At 71.9% G+C, this 21,058-nt stretch carries 20 protein-coding genes; 10 read left to right on the top strand and 10 right to left on the bottom strand.

Translation table 11 applies throughout. The annotated features are described in order from the left end of the window. The first annotated feature begins 50 nt into the window (after nucleotides 1–50). A complete protein-coding gene (locus IMZ35_RS27840; protein ID WP_199444172.1) occupies nucleotides 51–974 on the top strand; it encodes a heme o synthase in 924 nt (307 codons plus the stop codon). A 49-nt stretch (nucleotides 975–1,023) separates the two neighbouring features. Here the strand turns inward: IMZ35_RS27840 and IMZ35_RS27835 are convergent, their stop codons facing one another. The 3 genes from IMZ35_RS27835 to IMZ35_RS27825 all read right to left on the bottom strand — a co-directional run bounded on the left by IMZ35_RS27835 (nucleotide 1,024) and on the right by IMZ35_RS27825 (nucleotide 3,278). Continuing rightward, entirely contained in the window at nucleotides 1,024–1,677 is a 654-nt protein-coding gene (locus tag IMZ35_RS27835; RefSeq protein ID WP_199444171.1) for an HD domain-containing protein, read from the bottom strand. Between the two features lie 64 nt (nucleotides 1,678–1,741). Next, nucleotides 1,742–2,389: a hypothetical protein gene (locus tag IMZ35_RS27830; protein WP_229373501.1), complete on the bottom strand. Its 648-nt coding sequence runs from the start codon at nucleotides 2,387–2,389 to the stop codon at nucleotides 1,742–1,744. Between the two features lie 4 nt (nucleotides 2,390–2,393). Beyond that, entirely contained in the window at nucleotides 2,394–3,278 is an 885-nt protein-coding gene (locus IMZ35_RS27825) for a hypothetical protein (RefSeq protein WP_229373500.1), read from the bottom strand. Between the two features lie 304 nt (nucleotides 3,279–3,582). Between IMZ35_RS27825 and IMZ35_RS27820 the strand changes: the two genes are divergently transcribed. Then, entirely contained in the window at nucleotides 3,583–4,122 is a 540-nt protein-coding gene (locus IMZ35_RS27820) for an FKBP-type peptidyl-prolyl cis-trans isomerase (RefSeq protein WP_199444169.1), read from the top strand. Nucleotides 4,123–4,170: 48 nt separating this feature from the next. Here IMZ35_RS27820 and IMZ35_RS27815 read toward each other — a convergent pair whose 3' ends face one another. Then, entirely contained in the window at nucleotides 4,171–5,142 is a 972-nt protein-coding gene (locus IMZ35_RS27815) for a quinone oxidoreductase family protein (protein WP_199444168.1), read from the bottom strand. Nucleotides 5,143–5,186: 44 nt separating this feature from the next. Next, nucleotides 5,187–6,800, bottom strand: a complete 1,614-nt coding sequence (locus tag IMZ35_RS27810) for a DUF885 domain-containing protein (protein WP_199444167.1) — start codon at nucleotides 6,798–6,800, stop codon at nucleotides 5,187–5,189. A 38-nt stretch (nucleotides 6,801–6,838) separates the two neighbouring features. Here IMZ35_RS27810 and IMZ35_RS27805 point away from each other — a divergent pair, with 38 nt between their 5' ends. Both IMZ35_RS27805 and IMZ35_RS27800 read left to right on the top strand, forming a co-directional pair. Beyond that, nucleotides 6,839–7,150: a hypothetical protein gene (locus IMZ35_RS27805; RefSeq protein ID WP_199444166.1), complete on the top strand. Its 312-nt coding sequence runs from the start codon at nucleotides 6,839–6,841 to the stop codon at nucleotides 7,148–7,150. Then, nucleotides 7,147–8,013, top strand: coding sequence for an ATP-grasp domain-containing protein (locus tag IMZ35_RS27800; protein ID WP_199444165.1), 867 nt, complete (start codon nucleotides 7,147–7,149; stop codon nucleotides 8,011–8,013). The genes IMZ35_RS27805 and IMZ35_RS27800 overlap by 4 nt, the downstream gene beginning before the upstream one ends. Before the next feature lie 43 nt (nucleotides 8,014–8,056). Here the strand turns inward: IMZ35_RS27800 and IMZ35_RS27795 are convergent, their stop codons facing one another. Then, a complete protein-coding gene (locus IMZ35_RS27795; RefSeq protein WP_438816908.1) occupies nucleotides 8,057–9,643 on the bottom strand; it encodes a monocarboxylic acid transporter in 1,587 nt (528 codons plus the stop codon). A gap of 2 nt (nucleotides 9,644–9,645) precedes the next feature. Continuing rightward, entirely contained in the window at nucleotides 9,646–9,975 is a 330-nt protein-coding gene (locus IMZ35_RS27790; protein ID WP_307868909.1) for a DUF485 domain-containing protein, read from the bottom strand. A gap of 399 nt (nucleotides 9,976–10,374) precedes the next feature. On the opposite strand from IMZ35_RS27790, the gene IMZ35_RS27785 reads away from it, so the two are divergent. The 4 genes from IMZ35_RS27785 (at nucleotide 10,375) to IMZ35_RS27770 (ending at nucleotide 15,160) form a co-directional block, all read left to right on the top strand. Further along, on the top strand, nucleotides 10,375–13,194 hold the full coding sequence (locus tag IMZ35_RS27785) for a sensor histidine kinase (protein WP_199444163.1): 2,820 nt from the start codon (nucleotides 10,375–10,377) through the stop codon (nucleotides 13,192–13,194). Next, nucleotides 13,191–13,634: a roadblock/LC7 domain-containing protein gene (locus IMZ35_RS27780; protein ID WP_199444162.1), complete on the top strand. Its 444-nt coding sequence runs from the start codon at nucleotides 13,191–13,193 to the stop codon at nucleotides 13,632–13,634. Before IMZ35_RS27785 ends, IMZ35_RS27780 begins: the two co-directional genes overlap by 4 nt. Nucleotides 13,635–13,642: 8 nt before the next feature. Next, nucleotides 13,643–14,203: a DUF742 domain-containing protein gene (locus IMZ35_RS27775; protein ID WP_199444161.1), complete on the top strand. Its 561-nt coding sequence runs from the start codon at nucleotides 13,643–13,645 to the stop codon at nucleotides 14,201–14,203. Between the two features lie 498 nt (nucleotides 14,204–14,701). Next, nucleotides 14,702–15,160, top strand: a complete 459-nt coding sequence (locus IMZ35_RS27770; protein ID WP_199444160.1) for a GbsR/MarR family transcriptional regulator — start codon at nucleotides 14,702–14,704, stop codon at nucleotides 15,158–15,160. On the opposite strand, the gene IMZ35_RS27765 is transcribed toward IMZ35_RS27770, so the two are convergent. The 3 genes from IMZ35_RS27765 to IMZ35_RS27755 are packed head-to-tail and all read right to left on the bottom strand — an operon-like array spanning nucleotide 15,161 to nucleotide 17,908. Then, nucleotides 15,161–16,129 (bottom strand): COX15/CtaA family protein, encoded by a 969-nt coding sequence (locus tag IMZ35_RS27765; RefSeq protein WP_199444159.1) that lies wholly within the window; start codon nucleotides 16,127–16,129, stop codon nucleotides 15,161–15,163. A gap of 43 nt (nucleotides 16,130–16,172) precedes the next feature. Beyond that, the gene (locus IMZ35_RS27760; RefSeq protein WP_199444158.1) at nucleotides 16,173–16,976 is read right to left on the bottom strand and encodes an ABC transporter permease; all 804 of its coding nucleotides are present in this window, start codon (nucleotides 16,974–16,976) and stop codon (nucleotides 16,173–16,175) included. Then, nucleotides 16,973–17,908, bottom strand: a complete 936-nt coding sequence (locus tag IMZ35_RS27755; protein ID WP_199444157.1) for an ABC transporter ATP-binding protein — start codon at nucleotides 17,906–17,908, stop codon at nucleotides 16,973–16,975. Before IMZ35_RS27755 ends, IMZ35_RS27760 begins: the two co-directional genes overlap by 4 nt. A gap of 117 nt (nucleotides 17,909–18,025) precedes the next feature. Here IMZ35_RS27755 and IMZ35_RS27750 point away from each other — a divergent pair, with 117 nt between their 5' ends. Both IMZ35_RS27750 and IMZ35_RS27745 read left to right on the top strand, forming a co-directional pair. Next, nucleotides 18,026–18,928 carry a DUF998 domain-containing protein gene (locus tag IMZ35_RS27750; RefSeq protein ID WP_229373499.1) on the top strand — a complete coding sequence of 301 codons (903 nt, stop codon included), beginning with the start codon at nucleotides 18,026–18,028 and terminating at the stop codon, nucleotides 18,926–18,928. Then, the gene (locus IMZ35_RS27745) at nucleotides 18,925–21,015 is read left to right on the top strand and encodes a glycosyltransferase (RefSeq protein ID WP_199444156.1); all 2,091 of its coding nucleotides are present in this window, start codon (nucleotides 18,925–18,927) and stop codon (nucleotides 21,013–21,015) included. Before IMZ35_RS27750 ends, IMZ35_RS27745 begins: the two co-directional genes overlap by 4 nt. Nucleotides 21,016–21,058: the final 43 nt, after the last annotated feature.

Raw genomic sequence — 21,058 nt, 5'->3', positions numbered from 1 at the left:
ACACGCTCCGGACGATTCTCTCCAGCGACGCGACGAGGAGCTCCCCAGCGATGAGTGCGGTTGTGGAGGCGCCGGCGCGCACGCCCCGGCAGGTCGTCGGCGCGTACGTGGCGCTGACGAAGCCGCGGGTCATCGAACTGCTGCTCATCACCACCATCCCGGCGATGCTCCTGGCCGCCCGCGGCATGCCGCCGCTGTGGCTGATCGCGTGCACGCTCACCGGCGGCACGCTCGCCGCGGGCAGCGCCAACGCGCTCAACTGCTACATCGACGCCGACATCGACTCGGTGATGAAGCGGACCTCGGCCCGCCCGCTGGCCCGCAACACCGTGCCACCGCGCAACGCGCTGGTCTTCGGCGTGGTGCTGGGCATCATGTCGTTCGCGTTCCTGTGGATCACCACGAACCTGATGTCCGCGGTGTTCGCCGTGGCCACGATCCTGTTCTACATCTTCGTCTACACGCTGTTCCTCAAGCGGCGGACCTCGCAGAACATCATCTGGGGCGGCATGGCGGGCTGCATGCCCGTCGTCATCGGCTGGTCGGCCGTCACCGGCACCGTGAGCTGGCCCGCGCTGGTCATGTTCGGCGTCATCTTCTTCTGGACCCCGCCGCACACGTGGGCGCTGGCGATGAAGTTCAAGGAGGACTACGCGGCGGCCGGCGTGCCGATGCTGCCCGTGGTCGCCACCGCCCAGCAGGTGACCAGGCAGATCGTCATCTACTCCTGGGTGACCGTGGTGTGCAGCCTCCTGCTGTTCCCGGTGACGAGCTGGATCTACGTGGCGGTCGCCGCGCTGTCGGGCGTGTGGTTCGCGGTGTTCGCCCACCGCCTGCACGGCGTGGTCCGCGGCGGCGGCTCGACCAACACGATGAAGTTCTTCCACATGTCGAACACCTACCTGATGCTGGTGTTCGTCGGTCTCGCCGTGGACGCCGTGGTCGGCCGGCCGGTCCTGGGCTGGCCCTTCTGACGTCCCCGCGCGGGGCGGCGCGAGCCGTCCCCGCGCGGTGCCCGCGGCCTCAGGCCGGCAGGACGCTGAGCAGGTTCTCCACCGTCGGGTCGTCCAGCGACTCCACGATGCACCGCCACAGCTCCAGGTTGGCCGTCGCCCAGCGCGAGTACGTGGCGGCGGCCTCCGGGTCGTAGAAGTAGAAGCCCTGCTCGTGAGGCCCGCTCTGCTCGCCGACGATCTTCGTGGCGAGCTCGCGCAGGCTCAGGCCGTTCTCGGCGAGGTAGCGCGGAGCGAGCATCACCGGTGTCACCGGCAGCGCCTTGAACAGCGTGTCGGCGTCGGACAGCGCCTGCGCCTCCGCGGAGATGTCGCGGTGGCGCGTCCGCATCTCCGCCTCCTCCACGATCTCGTCGATCCACTCCGCGGTCGCCGGTTCGACACCGGCTCGGCGCAGCACGTCCATCCTCAGCTCGCGGCCGTCCACCGGCAGCGAGTTGCGGCGCACGACGTAGTTCACGTCGTGCACCAGCGCCGCGGTCTCCACCACCGCGGCGTCGGAGCCGTTGCGGCGGGCGAAGCGCACGGCGTTGTCGCGCACGAACTCGACGTGGTGCCAGCCGTGGAACTGGAGATCGGCCGCCAGGCGCAGGCACATCCGCCTCACCCGCACCTCCACGTCGTCCACGACGGTCCTGGACACGGTCCTCTGCTGCACACGCATCAGAAACCCCTCCCAACTCGGGTGGGGCGATGCTAGGCGCGTGCGCCGGAGTCCTACCTCCGCTTCAGAGCTGGTTCGTCAGTTCCTCCAGCCGCATCTCGACCGGCACGTGCCGGTGGCTGGTCGCGGTGCCGGGGTCGAACGACAGGCTCCAGGGCATCACCGCGCGGGACTTCACCAGGAACGTGAGGGTGCCGTCCGCGGCCCGCGGGATGCGGTGGAACTCGTGCGCGAGCAGCGAACCCGCGGTGCCGGCGCGGCACTCGGCACCGCGCTCCAGCCGCGCCGAGAGCACCGACCTGCCCGCGGGGCCCAGCCGGACGCCGAACCGCTCGTGCAGGTAGGAACCGCTGACGATGGTCGTGGAGAAGTGGTAGCGGTGGTTGTGCACGGAGTCGGCGTAGCCGGGTCTCCAGTCGCGCTGCGGTTTGTACTCGTGCAGCCAGAAGGTGAACGCCTCTCCGGGCTCGTCGCGCAGGCACCAGGCGAAGTGCGTGGTCGTCTCGCGCGACCGCTCGCGCACCCGCGCGGCCTGCTCGACCGACAGCGCCCGCAGGTACGTGCGCAGTTCGACGCGCAGCGCCGGCCTGCTCGCCCAGTCCCGGAACCGCACGTCCACCTCCGACCAGTGCTCGGCGATCGGCTTCCGGACGTGTCCGACGCTCGCGGCGAGCTCGCTCAGGGTCGGCAACCCGGTGAACTCGATCTGCAACTCATCAGCTCCTCAACTGAGCGGCCCGGGAGAATTCCAGGCGGAAGGTGTGGAATTTGTTCTCCAGTGTGTGGAATCTTTTTTCGTCGAGCGGGGAGCCGGTGATCTTCTCGTACAGCGCGAAGAAGTCGTCGGTACTCGTGTTCGGGTGGATGGTGAAGTGCTGGCCGTACCGAGAACTGCTGATGCGAAGGAACTCGGCCCGCTCCACGCCGTAGACGAAGGACCCCTCGGTGAAGCGGAGCGTGCGCGGGTGGAGCCGGACGACTCCGGCGCTGGTGTTGCTGTAGAGCGACAGCCAGCAGCTGTCGTCGAACAGTTCCAGACGCTCCAGCGGCGGATCGGGAACGACGGTGACGTCGATCAGGCGGGACCGCGCGCGTGCCAGGTACAGCCCGACGAGTCCGATTCCGATCTCGTCCTTGAGCCGGGCCTGGACGCTGCCGTAGTTGCTCTCGACGCCCTCGTTGCGCAACGTGTAGCGGGCGCGTCCGCTGATCGCCTCGTCGTCGCGGGGGTCGGCGAGCACGACCCTCACCTCGCACTCCGAGTGCGCCAGCAGCATCCGGCAGGCCGCGTACCTGCCGGAGAAGCCTCGGAAGCAGTACAGCCGGGTGCGTTCCAGGTCGGCCATCAGCTTCTGGTTGAACGCCGGGTCCGGTGTGGCGGTGGGCTCGAACACGTCGCTGGGGAAGAACTCGCGGTCGAGCGCCCGGTACTCGGCGCTGAGGTTCCGCAGTGCTCTGCGGCTCTCCTCGACGACCGGTGCCACGAGCGCGCGCTGCGCGGCGGCACTGGTGATGATGGTCTGCCAGAAGCTCACGACCGCGGAGATCAGCGTTCCGGTCCCCACCGAGCCGAGAACGTTCTTGAGCGTTCCGGATTCCATACCGCTGGAAATCGTCAAGCACGTTCCAGCGGTGACGACGAGAATGAGCAGGAGCAAGCCTGTTCGGGTCCAGAAGAGCTCCTGGATCGGGTTGGTGCGGATGCCACGGGCGTCCGCCGACACGGGTCACCTCCTTGGTCCGCACTCGAACGGGCGAATGCACTTGGTGCTCGCCCGAGTGCGCGGAGTAACACGGTACTGGAGATGCGGGAAATAGGGAACCGACAGTTTGACCAATTGGCGATAAATTCACCTCGGGGGTGGGCGGCCATCGGGGAGACGCCAACGCCTAGGGTCGTGTGTCATGCGCAGCACTCCGCTTCTGGTCTCCCTGCTCTCCCTCGGTCTCGCCGCCACCGCGTGCAGCCAGTCCGAGACGTCCTCCCCGGCACCCGCCCCGACCTCGTCCAGCGCCGCGGTCGCGCTGCCCGCGTGCACCGCGGCGGACTTCGCGGTCGAGGGCGCGTTCGGCGAGAAGCCGAAGATCACCGTCCCGAAGTGCGCTCCGTCGTCGGAACTGGTGAGCGAGGACCTGACCCCCGGAACCGGGGCCGAGGTCGTCGCCGGCTCGACGGCCACGGTGAACTACCAGCTCGTCACGTTCTCCGACGGCGTCGAGAAGGACGGCTCGTTCGACCGCGGCCAGACCTTCGACGTGGAGAACGTCGGCCAGGCGGGCGTGATCGACGGCTGGAACGAGGGCCTGGTCGGCATGAAGGAGGGTGGCCGCAGGCTGCTGGTGGTTCCGCCGCAGAAGGGCTACGGCAAGGGCGGCAACGGCATCAAGCCGAACGAGACCCTGGTGTTCGTGATCGACGCGGTGAAGGTCACCCCCGCGGCGTGACTCCGCCGCGTGGCTTCCGCGGCAGGCCGCGGAAGCCACGCCGGGGGGTCAGGGGAGCAGGAGGAGCTTGCCGGTCGTGCGCCGGGCCTGGAGGTCCTCGTGGGCCCGGCCGGCCTCGGCCAGCGGGTAGCGGCCCCCGATCCGGACGGTCAGCGTGCCGTCGGCCATCGCCTCGAACAGCTCGGTCGCCCGCCACTCCAGCTCCTCGCGGGTGGCGGTGTACGGCGCGGTGCTGGGCCTGGTCAGGTACACCGATCCCGCGGCGTTGAGCCGTTGCGGGTCGAACGGCGGCACCGGGCCGCTGGCCGCGCCGAACAGCACGAGGATGCCGCGCGGACGCACGCTGGCGAGGCTGCCGTCGAACGTGTCGGCGCCGACCCCGTCGTACACCACGTCGACGCCCCGGCCACCGGTGAGCCGCCGCACCTCGGGCGCGAAGTCGACCTCGGTGTAGCGGATCACCTCGTCCGCGCCCGCCTCGCGGGCCAGCGCCTCCTTCTCGGCGGTGGACACGGTGCCGATCACCCGCGCGCCCTTGGCCCTCGCCCACTGCACCAGCAGCAGCCCGACCCCACCCGCGGCGGCGTGCACCAGCACGGTGTCGCCCACGTTGACCCGGTGGGTCGAGTTCACCAGGTAGTGCGCGGTGAGCCCCTGCAGCATCGCGGCGGCGGCGGTCTCGTCGTCCACCCCGTCGGGGACGCGCACCGCCTCGACCGCCGGGACCACGGCCTGCTGGGCGTACCCGCCCGGCACGCCGGACCAGGCGACCCGGTCGCCGACCGCGAGGTCCGTCACGCCCTCGCCGAGCGCGCTGATCCGCCCTGCGCCCTCCAGACCGGGCACGAACGGGAGTTCGCGCGGGTAGAGGCCCTGGCGCTGGTAGGTGTCGATGTAGTTCACACCGCTGGCGGCGACGTCGACCAGCACCTCGCCCCGCCCCGGTTCGCGCGCGTCGACCCGCGCGATCTGGAGCACCTCCGGTCCACCGGTGGAGCGCACGAGCACAGCATCGGGCATGGATCTTCCGTCCTTCCGTCCGTTGTCGTCCCCGCCGGGACGCCTCAGCGGCCCAGCGCGACGCGACGGGCCAGACCGAGCGGCAGCGCGCCCGATCCGGCGATCACGTCGTGGAACTCGCGCAGCGTGCCACGTCCGGCGGCCAGGTAGTCCGCGCGGATGCGGTCGATCTCCAGCGCGCCCGTCAGGTACGACGGGGCCTGCGTCGGCCACGCGCAGTACCGGGTGACCTCGCCCACCGCGGTGCCCGGCGTGAGGGAGGTCTTCGTGGACATGAACTCCTCGGCCTGCTCCGGCGTCATGTCGCCGCAGTGCAGGGCGGTGTCCACGATCATCCGCGCCGCCCGGAACAGCCTGGCCTCCACGTGCGCGAGCTCCTGCGCCCGCTCGGTGAAGTAGCCCTCCTCGCGCAGCAGCTTCTCCGCGTAGAGCGCCCAGCCCTCGGAGAAGTACGGCGTGCGGAACACCTTGCGCACCACGCGGTCCTGCGCGGCGAGCCACGACAGGTGCCAGTGGTGGCCGGGGTACGCCTCGTGCACGGCGATCGTGGCGAGCTGGCTGCGGGAGTTGGTGGCCAGCCGCTGCCGCACCTGCTCCGGGGTGAAGTGCTCCGGGGTGTGGGGCACGAAGAAGTGACCGGTGCGCCCCGCGCTCAGCGGCGCCGGTTGCAGGTAGGACGCGACCGACAGCACGGGCCGCTGGAACACCGGGGAGGGCACGACCAGGCAGCGCTCGCCCTCGGCGAAGCTCACCAGGTCGTGCTCCACCAGGAACTCCCGCGCCCGCGCGGTCTCCGCCTCGTACTCCGCGCGCATCGCCTCCAGGGTCGGCGGGTGGTCGGCCTGCAACTCGCGCATCACCGAGTGCCAGTCGTGCGTCCCGGCCAGCGAGCGCATCTCGGCCTCCAGCTCGGCGTACGCCGCACGGCCCCGCTCGTGCAGCTCGCCCGCGCCGTAGCCGAGCACCTCGTGCTCGACCAGCAGCGTGGAGTACAGCTCCTCGCCCATCCGCCAGTCGCCGCGAGCCCGCTCGGCGAACCCGTCGAGGAACGCCGTGAAGTCGTCGAACGCCGCCGCGGCCACCTCACCGGCCTCGGCCAGCCGGACGCGCAGCGCGTCGTCGGTCACCTCCTGCGGCAGCGCGCCGGTCAGGTAGCCGCGCGCGGCCCTCGCCTGCTCCGCTCCGCGCCGCACGATCTTCGGCGCGGCGAGGTCCGGGTCCAGGTTCTCCTTCGCGGCGGCCAGCACCGCGGGCACCTCCGCCAGCCGGGCGACGACGGAGTCCACCAGTTCGGGCTCCGGACGCAGCCGGTGCAGGAACGTCACGAGAGGGGCGGTGAGGATCGTCGAGGTGTAGGTCGTCGGGTCGCGCCGCCAGTCCGGCCACGACGCCCGCGCCCGTTCGCCCCGCAGCACGGCGAGCACCAGGTCCCGGTCCACCGAGTCCTCCAGCGGCAGGCCGTGCGCGTCGACGGCGGCGAACCGGTCCAGCCACCTCCCCGCGTCGCGCTCGAACCGGGTGAACCCGGAGGCGCTGAAGTCGCCGAGCGTGGAGTCGTGCCCGGTCGATCCGAGGGCGGCGGCACGGGCCGGGAGCGCGTCGAAGTACCAGGTCAGGAACTCGCCGACGAGGGCAGGCGCAGTCGTGTCATCGGTCACGTCAACGAAAGCTACCCGTTCCGCCTATGGTGGTCGGCGTGGCTGAGGACAAGGAAGTTCGAGTTCCCGCGAAGGCCGTGAAGGCCGCCTCGCGCTTCGTGGCCGAGCACGGCGAGTCGGGCCGGGCCGTGGTGGAGAACGTGGGGCGTGCCGGTGCCCGGATCGTGCTCGTGGGCGCCGACGGGGCGATGGGCGACGTGTTCGTCACCGACCCCGGCACCGCCGAGGCCGTCGTCGCCGCCGTGCCCGAACTGGAGCTCGCCGAGTGGGACCGCGAGACCTCCGAGCTGATCACCATCGGCCCGGAGCACCGGCGCAGGATGGCCGGCCCCCTCGCGTCCCGGCGGTGAAGGTCCTCCTCGCCGCCTGCGCTGCGCAGCCGACCGGCGACGGCGACGACGACGCCCTGCTGCCCGCGCTCGCCGACCTCGGTGTGACCGCGCGGTGGTTCGTGTGGGACCGCGACCCGTGCGACGCGGCCGACCTCGTGGTGCTGCGCGCTCCCTGGGACTACGTCGAGCGCCGTGACGAGTTCCTCGCCTGGTGCGACTCCGTGCCCGCCCTCGCCAACCCGGCGCGCGCCGTGCGGTGGAGCACCGACAAGTCCTACCTGGCGGACCTCGCCTCCGACGGCGTGCCGGTCGTGCCGACCGCGCTGGTGCGGCCGGGGGAGACGGCGTCCTGGCCGTCGGGCCCGTTCGTCGTGAAGCCCGCCGTGGGCGCGGGTTCGCGCGACGCCGCGCGGTTCGCCGCGGACGAGCACGACGCGGCGGCGGCGCACCTGGCGCACCTGCACGAGCGCGGCTTCACGGCGCTGGTGCAGCCCTACCAGCAGCGCGTCGACGCGGACGGCGAGACCGCGCTGGTGTTCCTCGGCGGCGTCTACTCCCACGCGTTCACCAAGGGCGCGATGCTCACCCCGGACGCCCGGCACGACGCCTCCGGGCTGTACGTGCTGGAACGGCTGTCGGGAGCGGCTCCGGACGCCGGGCGGCGGCGTCTCGCCGAGGACGCGCTGGACTCGGCCGCGCACCGGCTGGGGCTGACGCGCGCGGACCTGCTCTACGCCCGCGTCGACCTCGTCGCCGGCGACGACGGCCACCCCCTCGTGCTGGAGCTGGAGCTGGCAGAGCCCTCGCTCGGCTTCCGGCAGACCGGCCGGGACGCCCCCGGCCGCTTCGCCTCGGCCGTCCGCGCCGCGCTCCGCCGTTAGACCGCCGCCGGGGAGGGGGGTTCCCGCCCCGGCGCGGTCGCCGTCAGTGCTGCGCCAGGCCGGAACCCAGGCCCGTCAGCGCCCGGACCTCCATCTCGGCCTGCTTGTCCGGGTCGGCCTTCTCGCGGGCGAGGAGCGTGCCGACGTACCCGAGCAGGAACGACAGCGGGATCGACACGATGCCGGGGTTGTTCAGCGGGAACCACTGGAAGTCCGCGTCGGGGAAGATCGACGTCCGCGAGCCCGACACGACCGGCGAGAAGATGATCAGCACCAGGCAGGAGACCAGGCCGCCGTAGATCGCCCACAGCGTGCCCTGCGTGTTGAAGCGCCGCCAGAACAGCGAGTACAGGATCGTCGACAGGTTGGACGACGCGGCCAGCGCCAGCGCGAGCGCCACCAGCGAGGCGACGTTCTGCCCGTTCGCCGCGATGCCGCCGCCGATCGACAGGACGCCGATGACGACGGCGGTCTGCCGGGCGACCCGCACCTCCGAGCGCGGATCGGCGTTCCCGCGCTTGATCACGTTGGCGTAGACGTCGTGCGCGAACGACGCCGACGCGGTCAGCGTCAGTCCAGCGACCACCGCGAGGATGGTGGAGAAGGCGACCGCGCAGACGACGCCGAGCAGCACCGTGCCGCCGATCTCGAACGCCAGCAGCGGCGCTGCGGAGTTCTCGCCACCGGGCGCGCGGGCGATGGTGCGCGAGCCGACCAGCGCCATCGCGCCGAAGCCGATCACCAGCGTGCACAGGTAGAACGCGACCATCAGCCAGGTGGCCCACACCACGGAGCGACGTGCTTCACGCGCGTTGGGCACCGTGTAGAAGCGCATCAACACGTGCGGCAGGCTCGCGATGCCCAGCACGAGGGCCAGCGCCAGCGACACGAAGTCCAGCTTGGACGTCTCGTCGAGGCCGTACTTCGCCCCGGGGTCGAGCACCGCGTCGCCCAGCGGGCTGTTCTGCGAGCCGCTGTCGAGCAGCGCCGAGACGCTGAACCCGAACTTGCCCAGCAGGAAGATGCTCATCAGCACGACGCACAGCAGGAGCAGCACGGCCTTGATGATCTGCACCCACGTGGTGCCCTTCATGCCGCCGAACAGCACGTAGAGCACCATGATCACGCCGACGACCGTGATCACGACCGCCTGGCCGCCCTTGGTCTGCACGTCGAGCAGCAGCGCCACGAGCCCACCGGCTCCGGCCATCTGCGCGACCATGTAGAAGAAGGAGATCACCAGCGTCGAGTTGGCCGCCGCGGCGCGCACGGGCCGCTGCCGCATCCGGAACGCGAGCACGTCACCGACCGTGAATCGTCCGGTGTTGCGCAGGCCCTCCGCGATCAGCAGCAGTCCGATCAGCCAGGCGACGACCCATCCGATGGAGTAGAGAAAACCGTCGTACCCGTTCACCGCGATACCGCCGGTGATGCCCAAGAACGACGCGGCCGAGAGGAAGTCGCCCGACAGGGCCATGCCGTTCTGACGCCCGGTGAAGCTGCTGCCCGCCGTGTAGTAGTCGGATTGCGTGACGTTCCTGTTGCTCACCCGGTACACCACGTACAGGGTGACCGCCACGAAGACCGCGAAGATGCTCAGGTTGAGGCCCTGGTTGCCGATGCTCTCCACGACTACCGCTGCTCCTCGTCCGCGCCCGCGAGCTCGCGCACCACGTCCACCTGCGGGTCCAGTGCTCGTGCGGCGTAGCGGGAGTACCCGAGCATGATCAGCACCGTGGACACGAACTGGAGCAGACCGAGCACCAGTCCGACGTTGACGACTCCGAACACGCGCTGCGACATGAAATCCTTGGCGTAGGCCGACAGCAGCACGTAGGTCATGTACCACACGAGGAACAGCGCGGTCATCGGAAAGACGAAGCGCACCACCCGCCGGCGGAGCAGCTTGAACTCCTCGGTCTGCTGGATCGCGGGGAAGTCGGGATTTCCCTCCGCGTCCACCAGAAAGCGGGACGCGGGTTCGTCGAATGTGGCGAACCCCTGCCTGGCCGGAAGTGGACCACGAGGGTCCACCGGTAGCGGCACGGCCTTTGTCATCAACCCTCCAGAGATTTCGACTCGGCACGCTGCCGCGCGCAGCCCACTCGGGTGCGGAGCCGAGTGCGGAGCATAACCGCAGCCTGTGCGCCGCCCAAGCGTCGTTGGCGTCTCGATCGGATAAACGCTGTCCGGTGACCGACGCACTCCGCAGCGTCACATCTCGCGCTCTTCGCCGGTGGTCGTTGTAGTGGCAGGTTCTCTGCCTTACGATCTCGCAGCGACGCCCTCCCCCGAGAAATCGCGAGGGTGTCGTGGCGTGCTCGACGAAGTTCATTCGCGGTCCCAGGAGGTAAGCACAGCGTGGCTTTTTCACGGCACGCCACTTCTGGTTCGGGTGCGAGCAACCGCACGAGCACGGGCAGAGCCCGGTTCGTCTGGAGCTCCGTCTCGGACTGGCGCAACTGGCGGCTGCCGGTCAAGCTCGCCGCGGTGCTCGCGGTGCCGGTCCTGGTGGCCGTCGTCGCCGGTGCGCTCCAGATCCGCAGCTACGTCGAGAGCGCCAACTCCTACGCCGGCACGCAGCAGCTGGTGCTGCTGCGCGAGACCGTCGCCCCCCTGGTCACCGACCTCCAGGAGGAGCGCACCGTCGCCGCGCGCCGCGTCGACGGGAGAGGTCCGGACGCGTCGGAGTACCGCAGCTTCATCCGCCAGACCGACGGCACCGTCAGCGAGGTCAGGAGCATCCGGCAGGCCACCAGGGGGCTGGGCGACATCTCGTCCTCCCGCTACCTGGACGTCGACGAGCAGCTCGGCGGACTCCCCGCGCTGCGCGACCAGATCGCGCGCGGCGAGACCGACGTCGCCACCGGCGTGACCGCCTACAGCACCCTGGTCGACGCCCTGCAGGACTTCGACCAGGCGCTCGTCAGCCAGATCGGCACGCCCGAGCTGTCCGGCACGGCGAACGCGCTGCACCAGGCCGACGCGGCGCGCGAGCAGATCGCGCGGCAGGAGGCGCTGATCCTGTCCGGCATCGCCCGCGGCAGGCTCCTCGGCGCGGAGCTGCGCGCCCTGGAGGAGTCGGACATCCGGCTCCAGGACGAGCTGCGCGACTTCCAGGCCATCGCCACGCCCGAGCAGCGCACCCGCTGGGAGCGGGGGGTGACCGGCGTCCAGGTGGCGGCCCGGCAGAGCCTGGTCGGGTTCGCCCTGACGCCCGGCAGCGAGGACACCGCCCTGCCGATGGGGGCGGAGGAGTGGCTGACGATGTCCAACGCCACCGACCGCCTGGTCGAGTCGGTCCGCGTGCAATTCGCCGATGAGCTCAGCGCCACCGCGAACCGGTTGCAGGGCGACACCAGCGACAAGGCCGGTCTCGTCTCGGTGCTGCTGCTCGTGTCGATGCTCTCCGCTGTGCTCATCGGCTTCGTCGTCGGCCGCTACCTCCTGCGGTCGCTGAACACGCTGCGCACCGCCGCGCTCGACGTCGCCGACCGGCGGCTGCCGGAGATGGTCCAGAGCTTCCGCGCCGACACCACTCCCGAGATCGACCTCGAACCCGTCCCGGTGCAGACCAGGGAGGAGTTCGGCGAACTCGCCAGGGCGTTCGACGCGGTGTACCTCCAGGCCGTCCGCTCCGCCTCCGAGCAGGCCGGGATGCGCGGCAACATGCGCAACATCTTCGTGAACATGTCCCGCCGCAGCCAGACGCTCGTGGAGCGCCAGCTGAAGCTGATGGAGGAGCTGGAGCGCAACCAGCAGGACCCCGAGCAGCTGGCCAGCCTCTTCAAGCTCGACCACCTCGCGACCCGCATGCGGCGCAACAACGAGAACCTGATGGTGCTCTCCGGCACCGAGGTCGCCCGGCGCTTCAACCGGCCGGCCCCGCTGGCCGACGTGCTGCGCGCGGGAGCCTCGGAGATCGAGCAGTACCAGCGCGTCCTCGTGCAGTCCACGCCGCCGGTGGAGCTGGTCGGCTACGCCGCCAGCGACCTCGTGCGCCTCGTCGCGGAGCTGCTGGACAACGCCACCGCGTTCTCCCCGCCGCACACGAAGGTCGTCGTGGCCGCCCGCGAGCTGCGCGGCGGCGGCGTGATGGTCGAGGTGGTCGACCAGGGCATCGGCATGACCGACGAGGAACTCGCCCAGGCCAACGCCAAGCTCACCGCGACCTTCGACGTCGAGATCCCGGTCTCCCGGCAGATGGGTCTGTTCGTCGTCGGGCGCCTCGCCGACCGGCACGGCATCGTCGTGCAGCTCAGCAGCGGGGGCGACGACCGCGAGGGCCTGCGCACGACGGTCCGCGTCCCCGGTCACCTGGTGCGCAAGGCGCCGGGCGCCGTGCCCGAACCCGGCGTGCCCGAGCCCGGTGCGCCCGCGCCCCGGTCGCCGCAGAACGGCGACCGTCCGATCAACGGCGAGCACGTGCTCAACGGCCAGCAGGTCGCGCGTCAGCCGGTGAGCCACCGCAGGCCGGAGCCGGAGCCCGTCTCGCAGTGGCAGCCGGAGTCCGAGCCGGTGGGGTCCGAACCGGTGGGGACCGCGTCGGTCGGGTCCGCGCCGGTGGGGACCGCGTCGGTGGAGTCCGAGCCGGTGGAGTCCGAGGACGGCTGGTCCTCCTTCCGCGGCCAGACCTTCGCGGACGACGAGCTGCCGGCGACCTCGTCGTGGTTCGGCGACGTCGAACTGGAGTCGGAGCCCGAGCCGGAGCCCGAGCCCGAGCCGGCCCCGGTGAGGGCCGCGCCGGCCCTGCCGTCGAGCTGGTTCCAGCAGAAGCGTCCGGTCAGCGCCGAGAAGACGGTCGTGACCACGCCCGTGACTGCGGCACCGCCTCCTCCGGCGCCGCCGCGGCAGCCCGCGATCCAGCCCCGCCGGGAGCCGCTGGCGGCTCCGCTGCTGCCCTCCGTGGCACCGCGTCACAGCAGGGAGGTGGACTCCGCGGTGGTGCCCGAACCGCCGGTTGAGACGCCGATCACGTCGCCGGCGGGGTTGCCGAAGCGGACGCCCCGGTCCAACCTGATGCCGAGCCTCGCTGAACGACCGGCTCAGAACGTGCCAGAGAACACCCGTTCGGTGCACCGCAGCGCCGAGCGGACCAGGGGCTTCCTCTCCAGCTTCCAGGCCGGAACGTCCCGTCCCAGCGTCCAGAAGTCCGATGACGATCGAGATGAGAGCTCATGAGCGCACCCCAGTCACGGCAGGTGGATCAGTTCGGCTGGTTGGTCACCAACTTCACCGAACGCGTTCCCGGAGTTGCTCACGCTGTGGTGATCTCGGTCGACGGACTCCTGCTCACGGCCTCGGACCAGTTGCCGGACGACAGGGCCCAGCAGCTCGCGGCCATCGCGGCGGGAGTCAGCAGCCTGACCGACAGCGCGGCCAGGTGCTTCGACGGCGACGCCGTGCTGCGCACCGTCGTGGAGATGGAGGGCGGGATCATGCTGCTCACGTCCATCCGAGACGGCTCGTGCCTCGCGACGCTGGCCGCGCCGAACTGCGACGTCGGCCAGGTGGCGTTCGAGATGAACGTGCTCGTCGACCAGGTCGGCCAGATGCTCACACCCGAACTCCGGGCCGAGTTGCGCGGCACGAAGCACAAGATGGCCCACCCTCTGGCGTGAGGTGACCGATGAGCTCAGGGGGGCCGCCGGAACACGGCCGGAGAAGACGGGACGAGCCCGCGCCGTCGGAGCAGACCTTCGCCAACCTGCTCAACGGGTTCACGCTCGACAGCGCGCGCCGCAAGCCGCGTGACGAGCCCCGTGCTCCGGTCGAGCAGGAGCGCGCCCACCAGCAGGAGCGGGAGGCGGCCGAGGCGTGGGAGCAGGCCGACGCCGACGCCGAGATCGAGGCGGCCGCCGCCGTCCGGGCCTACGCCTGGACCGGCGGCCGCACGACCTCGGACCTCCAGCTGGAGATCGAGACCCTCGTGCAGGCGAGGGAGGAGGGCTACCGGCCCGGCGCCCTGGTGCAGGCGGACCACCACCAGGTCGTGGAGCTGTGCCGCCACCCCCGCTCGGTGGCCGAGGTGGCCTCCCTGCTGTCGCTGCCGCTGGGGGTGGCGCGCGTCCTCCTGGGCGACATGGCGGCGCAGGGGCTGATCGTGGTCCACGAGAACGCGCCCCAGGAGGACGGAACCCCCGACATGTCCACGATGGAGCGCGTCCTGGCGGGCCTCCGCCGCCTGTAGCGCCCGAGTGGAGCGTTCAGGCACCCCGAGTGGAGCGTTCGAGCACCGCGAGTGGAGCGTTCGAGTCGCGCAGCCACGCGTCGAACGTCTGGAGCCGCGGGGGTCAGCTCGCGGACCACGTGTGAGGCGCTCTCCCCGCAGAAGGTGGTCCGCGAGAACGTCATCGGCACGCCATCGCGGCGGCACAGCTCGCAGGTCTCGACGTCGAAGCGCGGCACCGTGACGCGGCCCTGCGCGACGGGCGTGCGGACGTCGTGCGGCGGCAGGCGCTCGCTGGTGTCCTCCGGCGTCGGCCGGATCACGTGCCGCAGCGCGGTGGCCTTCGCGGCGCGGACGAGCGTCGCGGCCTCCTTCAGCTCCTCCTCCGCGGACGTGGGGGACCAGAAGTCCGTGACGAGTGCCCCGGTCAGCGAGTCGTCACGGGCCGCGGCGAATCTTGTGAGTGCTTGGCCGTATAGCTACTGTTCTTTCAGTGTTGACCGAACAAAAGGGGTCGTCGTGAGTCGTGAGACCAGCTTGTCCGCGTGGGTCGAGCGCTTCGCGGCGCACTTCGCCGAGGAGGGGATTCCGCTCATCGGCGGGCGCATCCTCGGCTACCTGCTGGTGTGCGACCCGACGGAACGCACGGCCGCCGAGCTGTCGCAGGAGCTGGAGGCCAGCAGCGGCTCGATCAGCACCAACCTGAAGTTCCTGGTCAACGCCGGTCTGGTCACCAAGAGGACGCGGCGAGGTCGGCAGGCCGCCCAGTACCGCGTGGACGAGAAGCGGTGGGCCGACCTGGTGCAGCGCAAGCTCGACGCGCTGGTGAGCGTGCGGACGCTGACCGAGTCGGGGATGCGGTTGATGAGCGGCGACCCGCAGCGCGCGCACCGGCTGCGGACCGTGGACCAGCTCTACACGTGGCTCGCCGACGAGCTTCCGCCATTGTGGGAGCGGCGGCCGAACCCGCCCAAGTGATCAGGCGGAGTGCGTGAGCGCTCCACTCGTGGTGTCCGAACGCTCCACTCGGGGTGCCTGAACGCTCAACTCGCGGGTTCGGGAGGACGTCCAGAGGGCGGCGGTCGCCACCACGACGGCTCCGGCGCCCAGGACGTGCAGGGAGACCAGGACCTCGGGGACGCCCGTCCAGTACTGGACCACGCCCAGCGCTCCCTGGGCCAGGACGACGGCCACCAGGATCCAGTAGCTGCGCCACAGCTCGGGGGTGGACGTCGTGGCGCGCAGGGCGAAGCCCAGGGCCGTGAGCATCCCGAGGAAGAGGAACAGCAGGTCGGCGTGGACCTGGGCGAGGCTGTCGACGGGGGCGTCCAGGCGCGGGGTGTCCGCGTCGCCCGCGTGCGGGCCGGCGGCGGTGACGAACGTTCCGGCGAGCAGCAGCAGGCCCAGGACGGCGGCCTGGACGACCTGGAGGGTGAGCAGGGGGCGGGGGACGACCGGCGTGGCGGGTCCGTCGCCCTCGCGCAGGGACGCGACCAGCAGCACGGCCGCCCAGACCAGGCCCATCGACACCAGGAAGTGCACCGACACGGTCCACCAGAGCAGTCCGGTGAGAACGGTGATGCCGCCGATCACGGCCTGCAGGACCACTCCGCCGAACTGCACCAGGGACAGCACGACGACGCGGCGGCGGCGCGGCAGGCGCAGCAGCGCGGCGACGACGCACAGTCCGGCGAGGACGCCGACGACACCGGTCAGCGTGCGGTTGCCGAACTCGACCCACTGGTGCAGCGACGCCACCTCGGGGTGCTCCACCGGCGTGAGGCTGCCCTCGAAGCACTCCGGCCACGTGGGGCAGCCCAGGCCGGAGCCGGTGACGCGCACGATGGAGCCGGTGACCGCGATGCCGCCCTGCGCGACCACGACGGCGATCGCCAGCGCGCGTTGCAGGGCGAGGACGGGGGTGGACAGCCAGGGGGGAACGGACACCCGTCGATGGTAGGTCGCCGCCGCTGAGAGGGGGCGAGCCGGGTCAGGACAGGCGCGTGGTGCGCGTGGCCAGGGCGGCTGCGGCCGCTCCCCACACGAGGAGCACGACCACGGGGCCGGGGCCCGGTGCTGTGCCGTCGACCACGGCGGAGTGCAGTCCCTCGGCGAGCGCGGCGGAGGGCAGCAGGTTCACGACGGTCGCGAGCCACGACGGCAGGCTGTCCACGCCGAGCGCGACGCCGCCGATCATCACCAGCAGGAACCAGACGACGTTGGCGAGGGCGAGCACGATCTCCGCGCGCAGCGACCCGCCGAGCAGGACGCCGAGCGCGCCGAAGCTGAGGGTGCCGAGCAGCAGGAGCAGCAGCGTCCACGGGACGCCGGAGAGGGGCACGTCCCAGCCGAGGAGGATCGCGGCGACGGAGAGGACGACGATCTGCACGGCGACGACGGCGAGGGCGGCGGTGAGCCGTCCGGCGACGAGGAGCCAGCGGGGGAGCGCGGTCGCGGCGAGCCGTTTGAGCACGCCGTAGCGCCGGTCGAAGCCGAGGGCGATGGCCTGGCCGGTGAACGCCGAGGAGAGGACGGCGAGCGCGAAGACGCGGGCGGTGGCCGATCCGGCGCGGGGTTCGGGCACCGGGACGACGTGCATCACGCACAGCGCGACGAGCAGCGCGAGCGGGATGATCAGCGTCACGAGGAGCTGCTCGCCGTTGCGCAGGGTCAGCAGGGTCTCGGTGCGGGCCTGGGTGAGCAGCATCCGCCCGAGGCGTCCCCGGCCGGGGGCGGGGGCGAACGTGCCCGGCGCGAACCTGGCGGCCTCTGCCACTGGGGCTCCCGTCGTCATCGCAGTTCCCGTCCCGTGAGTTCGAGGAACACGTCTTCCAGGCTGCGCTTGGCCACCTGCATCTCCTCCGCGAGCACGCCCTGCTGGGCGCACCACGACGTCACGGTCGACACGACCTGCGGGTCGATGAGCCCCTGCACCAGGTAACCGCCGGGGGAGGGTTCCCGCACGACGAGTCCCTCCGGCAGGGCCGAGGTGAGCAGACGGGTGTCCAGGCCGGGGCGGGCGCGGAAGCGGAGCTGCTGGTCGTCGGGGTCGCCCGCGGTCAGCTCGCGGGGGGTGCCGCTGGCGACGACGCGTCCCCCGTCGACGATGACGACGTGGTCGGCGAGCGCCTCGGCCTCGTCCATGAGGTGGGTGGTGAGCAGCACGGTCACCCCGTCGGCGCGCAGCGCGCGGACGATGTCCCAGACGAGGCGGCGGGCCTGCGGGTCCATCCCGGCGGTGGGTTCGTCGAGGAAGACGAGTTCGGGGCGGCCGACCAGGGCGCAGGCGAGCGACAGCCGCTGCTGCTGGCCGCCGGAGAGCCGCTTGTAGGGGGTCCTGGCGGCGGAGGTGAGGCCGAGGACGTCGAGCAGCCACGCGGGGTCGTGCGGGTCGGCGGCGCAGGAGGCGACGACGCCGAGCATCTCGGCGGCGTGCACACCGGGGTAGGCGCCGCCGCCCTGCGGCATGACGCCGACGCGGGGCCGGAGCCGGTCGCCGTCGGTGGCGGGGTCGAGTCCGAGGACGCGCACCGTTCCTGCGTCGGCGGAGCGGAAGCCCTCGCAGATCTCCACGGTGCTGGTCTTGCCCGCGCCGTTGGGGCCGAGCAGTGCGAGGACGGTGCCGCGCTGCTGCACGAGGTCGAGCCCGTTCACCGCCACCGTCGCGCCGTAGCGCTTGACCAGTCCCGACACGTCGACGGCGGGACTCGGGGGATTGGGGCTCACGACCGGAAAGCCTAGGCCGTGTTCGCCGTCCAGGAGCGGTGGGGGCCGGGTGGTGGGGGTGGCCCCACCACCGGTCTCGGGGTAGTACCAGGGTCGCCCGGGGGGAGTTCCCGATTGTTGGGCGCACGCGCGCGGCGGGACGATCTTTGTGTGACCGAAATCGGGGGAAATGGCCGGGCAGTCCTCGTGCCGCCCGTTGTTGCTGGCCCGGTCCCGTTGTTGTTCCCGGTGGTTCACCTCCGACTGCTTTCCTCGGAGGAGATCGATCCCGTCAGTCGGAGCATCAGCGATCAGGAGTTCGTCGCGCGGGATGTCGGCCTGCCGGTCGTCGCCCCGCTGTCGCTCGTGGGGGGTCCGGTGTCGCTGATCAGTCCGCGTTGGTCGAGCGCACGTGCTGGAGGGGGCGAGCTGGGGGGACGGGCGGTGCTCGCGCCGTTCGTCGTCGCGGCCCTGGTCCTGTCGCTGGTTCCCGTCGTCCTGCTGCACCTGATCTCCCTGGGGGAGGTCGATCCCGTCAGCCGCACCATCAGCGACTACGTGTTCGTCGCGGGCGGGGCTGGTCTGCTGGCCGTCACCGCGCTGTCGCTCGCGGGCGGTTCGGCGCTGCTGCTGCTCGGCCTGCGCCGCTCCGGACCGGCGTTCGGGGGCCCGCTGCCGCTGCTGCTGGGGGCGTGGTCGGCGGGCCTGGTGGTCGCGACGATCTTCCCGACGGACCCGACCGGCACGCCGACGTCGCTGTCGGGCGCGGTGCACCGCTACGCGGGGGCGGTCATGTTCACGGCCCTGCCCGCCGCCGGTCTCCTGGTGTCGCGGCACTTCGCCGCGGATCGCACTCTGCGACGCGTGTCGATCGCCAGCGCGGTCACCGGCGCGGCATTTCTGCTGAGTCACGTGTCGGTCGTTCTTCCGTTCGGCGGAGCGGTTCTGCTCGGATTCGCGGAAAGGCTTTTGTTCGCGGTCCTGTACGTCCTGCTGTTCGTGCTGGCGCGGCACCTGCACCGGGCGGAGGTCGCGTCGTGACGTGGGTCGCCGTCGCGCTGGCCGCGGTGGGCGCGGTGTGCTTCGCGCTGGCCGCGCGGATGCAGCACCACGCGGTGCGCTCGACGGGCACACCCCGCCCCGGGGTCCTGCTGCGCCACCGCGGCTGGCTCGCCGGCGTGGTGCTGCTCGTGGTCGGGTCCGGGCTGCACGCGGTGGCGCTGGGGCTGGCTCCGCTGACCGTCGTGCAGCCGGTGGGCGTGCTGGCGATCGGGGTGACGGCGCTGCTGGGAGGGCGCTCCGGCGACCTGCTGCCGGTCGTGGTCACCACGGCGGGCGTGGGCGGGTTCGTGCTGTTCGCCGCGGGCAGCGCCACCTCGACGCCCGTGGAGCCGGACGCGGAGCTGCTGGCGGGGCTGATCGTCGCCGGGCTCGTCGCGGCGTGCGGGCTGCTCGCCGCGCTGGCGCGCGGCGCGCGGACGCGGGCGCTGGCGTTCGCAGCGGCGGGGGGAGTGGCCTACGGCTACGTCTCGGTGCTGATGCGCGCGGTGTCCCAGGACTTCCAGCAGGGCCGCGCGGGGTGGCACCTCGTGCTGTCCGGGGCGGGGATCGTGGTCGCGCTGGCGGTGGGGAGCTGGTTCGTCCAGCACTCCTACGCGGCCGGACCGCCGCACCTGGCCGTCGCCTGCCTCACGGTCGTCGACCCGCTCGTGGCGGTCGGCATCGGGGCGGGGCTGCTCGGCGAGGCCTCGCGCACCAGCGGGTGGACCGCCGCCGCCGAACTCGCCTGCGCCGCCGCGGCCGTCGCCGGCGTCGTCGCGCTGGCCCGCCGCCAGCACGGCACCACCCCGGTCGTCGCGGCCACCGGTTCAGCGGTGCTCGCACCACTCGTCGTCAGTTCGTTCACCACCGGATCGGAGAATCCCGTGAACCGCACCACCCCGTCCACCGGAGCCCTGCGGATCGTCGTCGCCGCCGACACCTTCCCCCCGGACGTCAACGGCGCCGCGCGGTTCGCGCACCGTCTCGCCGCCGGGCTCGCCGGGCGCGGGCACGACGTGCACGTGGTCTGCGCGCAGGCTCCCGGCGCGGAGCGGACGACCGTCGTGGACGGGGTGACGGTGCACCGGCTGCGGTCCTACCGCACGCCGTTCCACCCGACGTTCCGGATCTGTCCACCGTGGACGGCGAGCGCGGAGGTGCGGCGGCTGTTCGACGAGCTGCGTCCCGACCTGGTGCACGTGCAGGCGCACTTCCTGGTGGGCCGGGTGGCGCTGCGGCACGCGGTCGCCGACGGCGTGCCCGTCGTGGCCACCAACCACTTCATGCCGGAGAACCTGTTCGGGCACGTGCGCGTGCCGCGGTGGTTGCGCAGCACGGCCGCGCGGCTGGCGTGGCGCGACCTGAACCGGGTCTACGGGCAGGCGCGGGTGGTGACCGCGCCGACGCCGCGGGCGGTGCAGCTCCTGCACGACAGCGGGTTCCCCGGCACGGCGGTGCCGGTGTCGTGCGGCATCGACGTCGACCGCTACCGCACGCACCGCGTCAGCTCGGGCGGTTCGGCGCCGGCGCTGCCGACGGCGCTGTTCGTGGGCCGGCTCGACGAGGAGAAGCGCGTCGACGAGCTGCTGCGCGCGCTGGCGATGGTGCGGGGCGTGCGGGCGGAGATCGTCGGCGACGGGTCGTGCCGCGCCGAGTGGGAACTGCTGGCCCGCGAGCTGGGAGTCGCCGACCGCGTGCGGTTCCGCGGGTTCGTCGGCGAGGAGGAGCTGCTCGACGCCTACACGCGGTGCGACCTGTTCGTCATGCCCGGTGTCGCGGAGTTGCAGAGCCTGGCCACGATGGAGGCGATGGCGGCGGGCAAGCCGGTGATCGCGGCGGACGCCATGGCCCTGCCGCACCTGGTCGAGCCGGGCCGCAACGGCTGGCTGTTCCCGCCCGGTGACGTCACCGCCCTCGCCCGGCGGCTGTCGGCGCTGGCGCAGGACGAGACGGCGCGGGCGCGGATGGGCGCGGCGAGCAGCGACATCATCGCCGGTCACACCATCGCGGCGACCCTGGACACCTTCGAGTCGCTCTACGCGGGCGCGCTCGGCCGCAGCACCACCGCGACCGCGCTGGCCGCCTGACCCCGGCCGACGGCCGGAACTCGGCGGACCGCGGGGGGTGGGC

It is taken from the genome of Umezawaea beigongshangensis (assembly GCF_016464305.1).
In the GTDB taxonomy this organism is placed as follows: Bacteria; Actinomycetota; Actinomycetes; order Mycobacteriales; family Pseudonocardiaceae; genus Umezawaea_A; species Umezawaea_A beigongshangensis.
This window is presented reverse-complemented; position numbering and strand designations above follow the sequence as displayed.

Coding starts and splice junctions, on each gene's coding strand:
- IMZ35_RS27840 (WP_199444172.1), top strand. CDS start 51: ATGAGTGCGGTTGTGGAGGCGCCGGCGCGCACGCCCCGGCAGGTCGTC.
- IMZ35_RS27835 (WP_199444171.1), bottom strand. CDS start 1,677: ATGCGTGTGCAGCAGAGGACCGTGTCCAGGACCGTCGTGGACGACGTG.
- IMZ35_RS27825 (WP_229373500.1), bottom strand. CDS start 3,278: ATGGAATCCGGAACGCTCAAGAACGTTCTCGGCTCGGTGGGGACCGGA.
- IMZ35_RS27820 (WP_199444169.1), top strand. CDS start 3,583: ATGCGCAGCACTCCGCTTCTGGTCTCCCTGCTCTCCCTCGGTCTCGCC.
- IMZ35_RS27815 (WP_199444168.1), bottom strand. CDS start 5,142: ATGCCCGATGCTGTGCTCGTGCGCTCCACCGGTGGACCGGAGGTGCTC.
- IMZ35_RS27780 (WP_199444162.1), top strand. CDS start 13,191: ATGAGCGCACCCCAGTCACGGCAGGTGGATCAGTTCGGCTGGTTGGTC.
- IMZ35_RS27775 (WP_199444161.1), top strand. CDS start 13,643: ATGAGCTCAGGGGGGCCGCCGGAACACGGCCGGAGAAGACGGGACGAG.
- IMZ35_RS27760 (WP_199444158.1), bottom strand. CDS start 16,976: ATGACGACGGGAGCCCCAGTGGCAGAGGCCGCCAGGTTCGCGCCGGGC.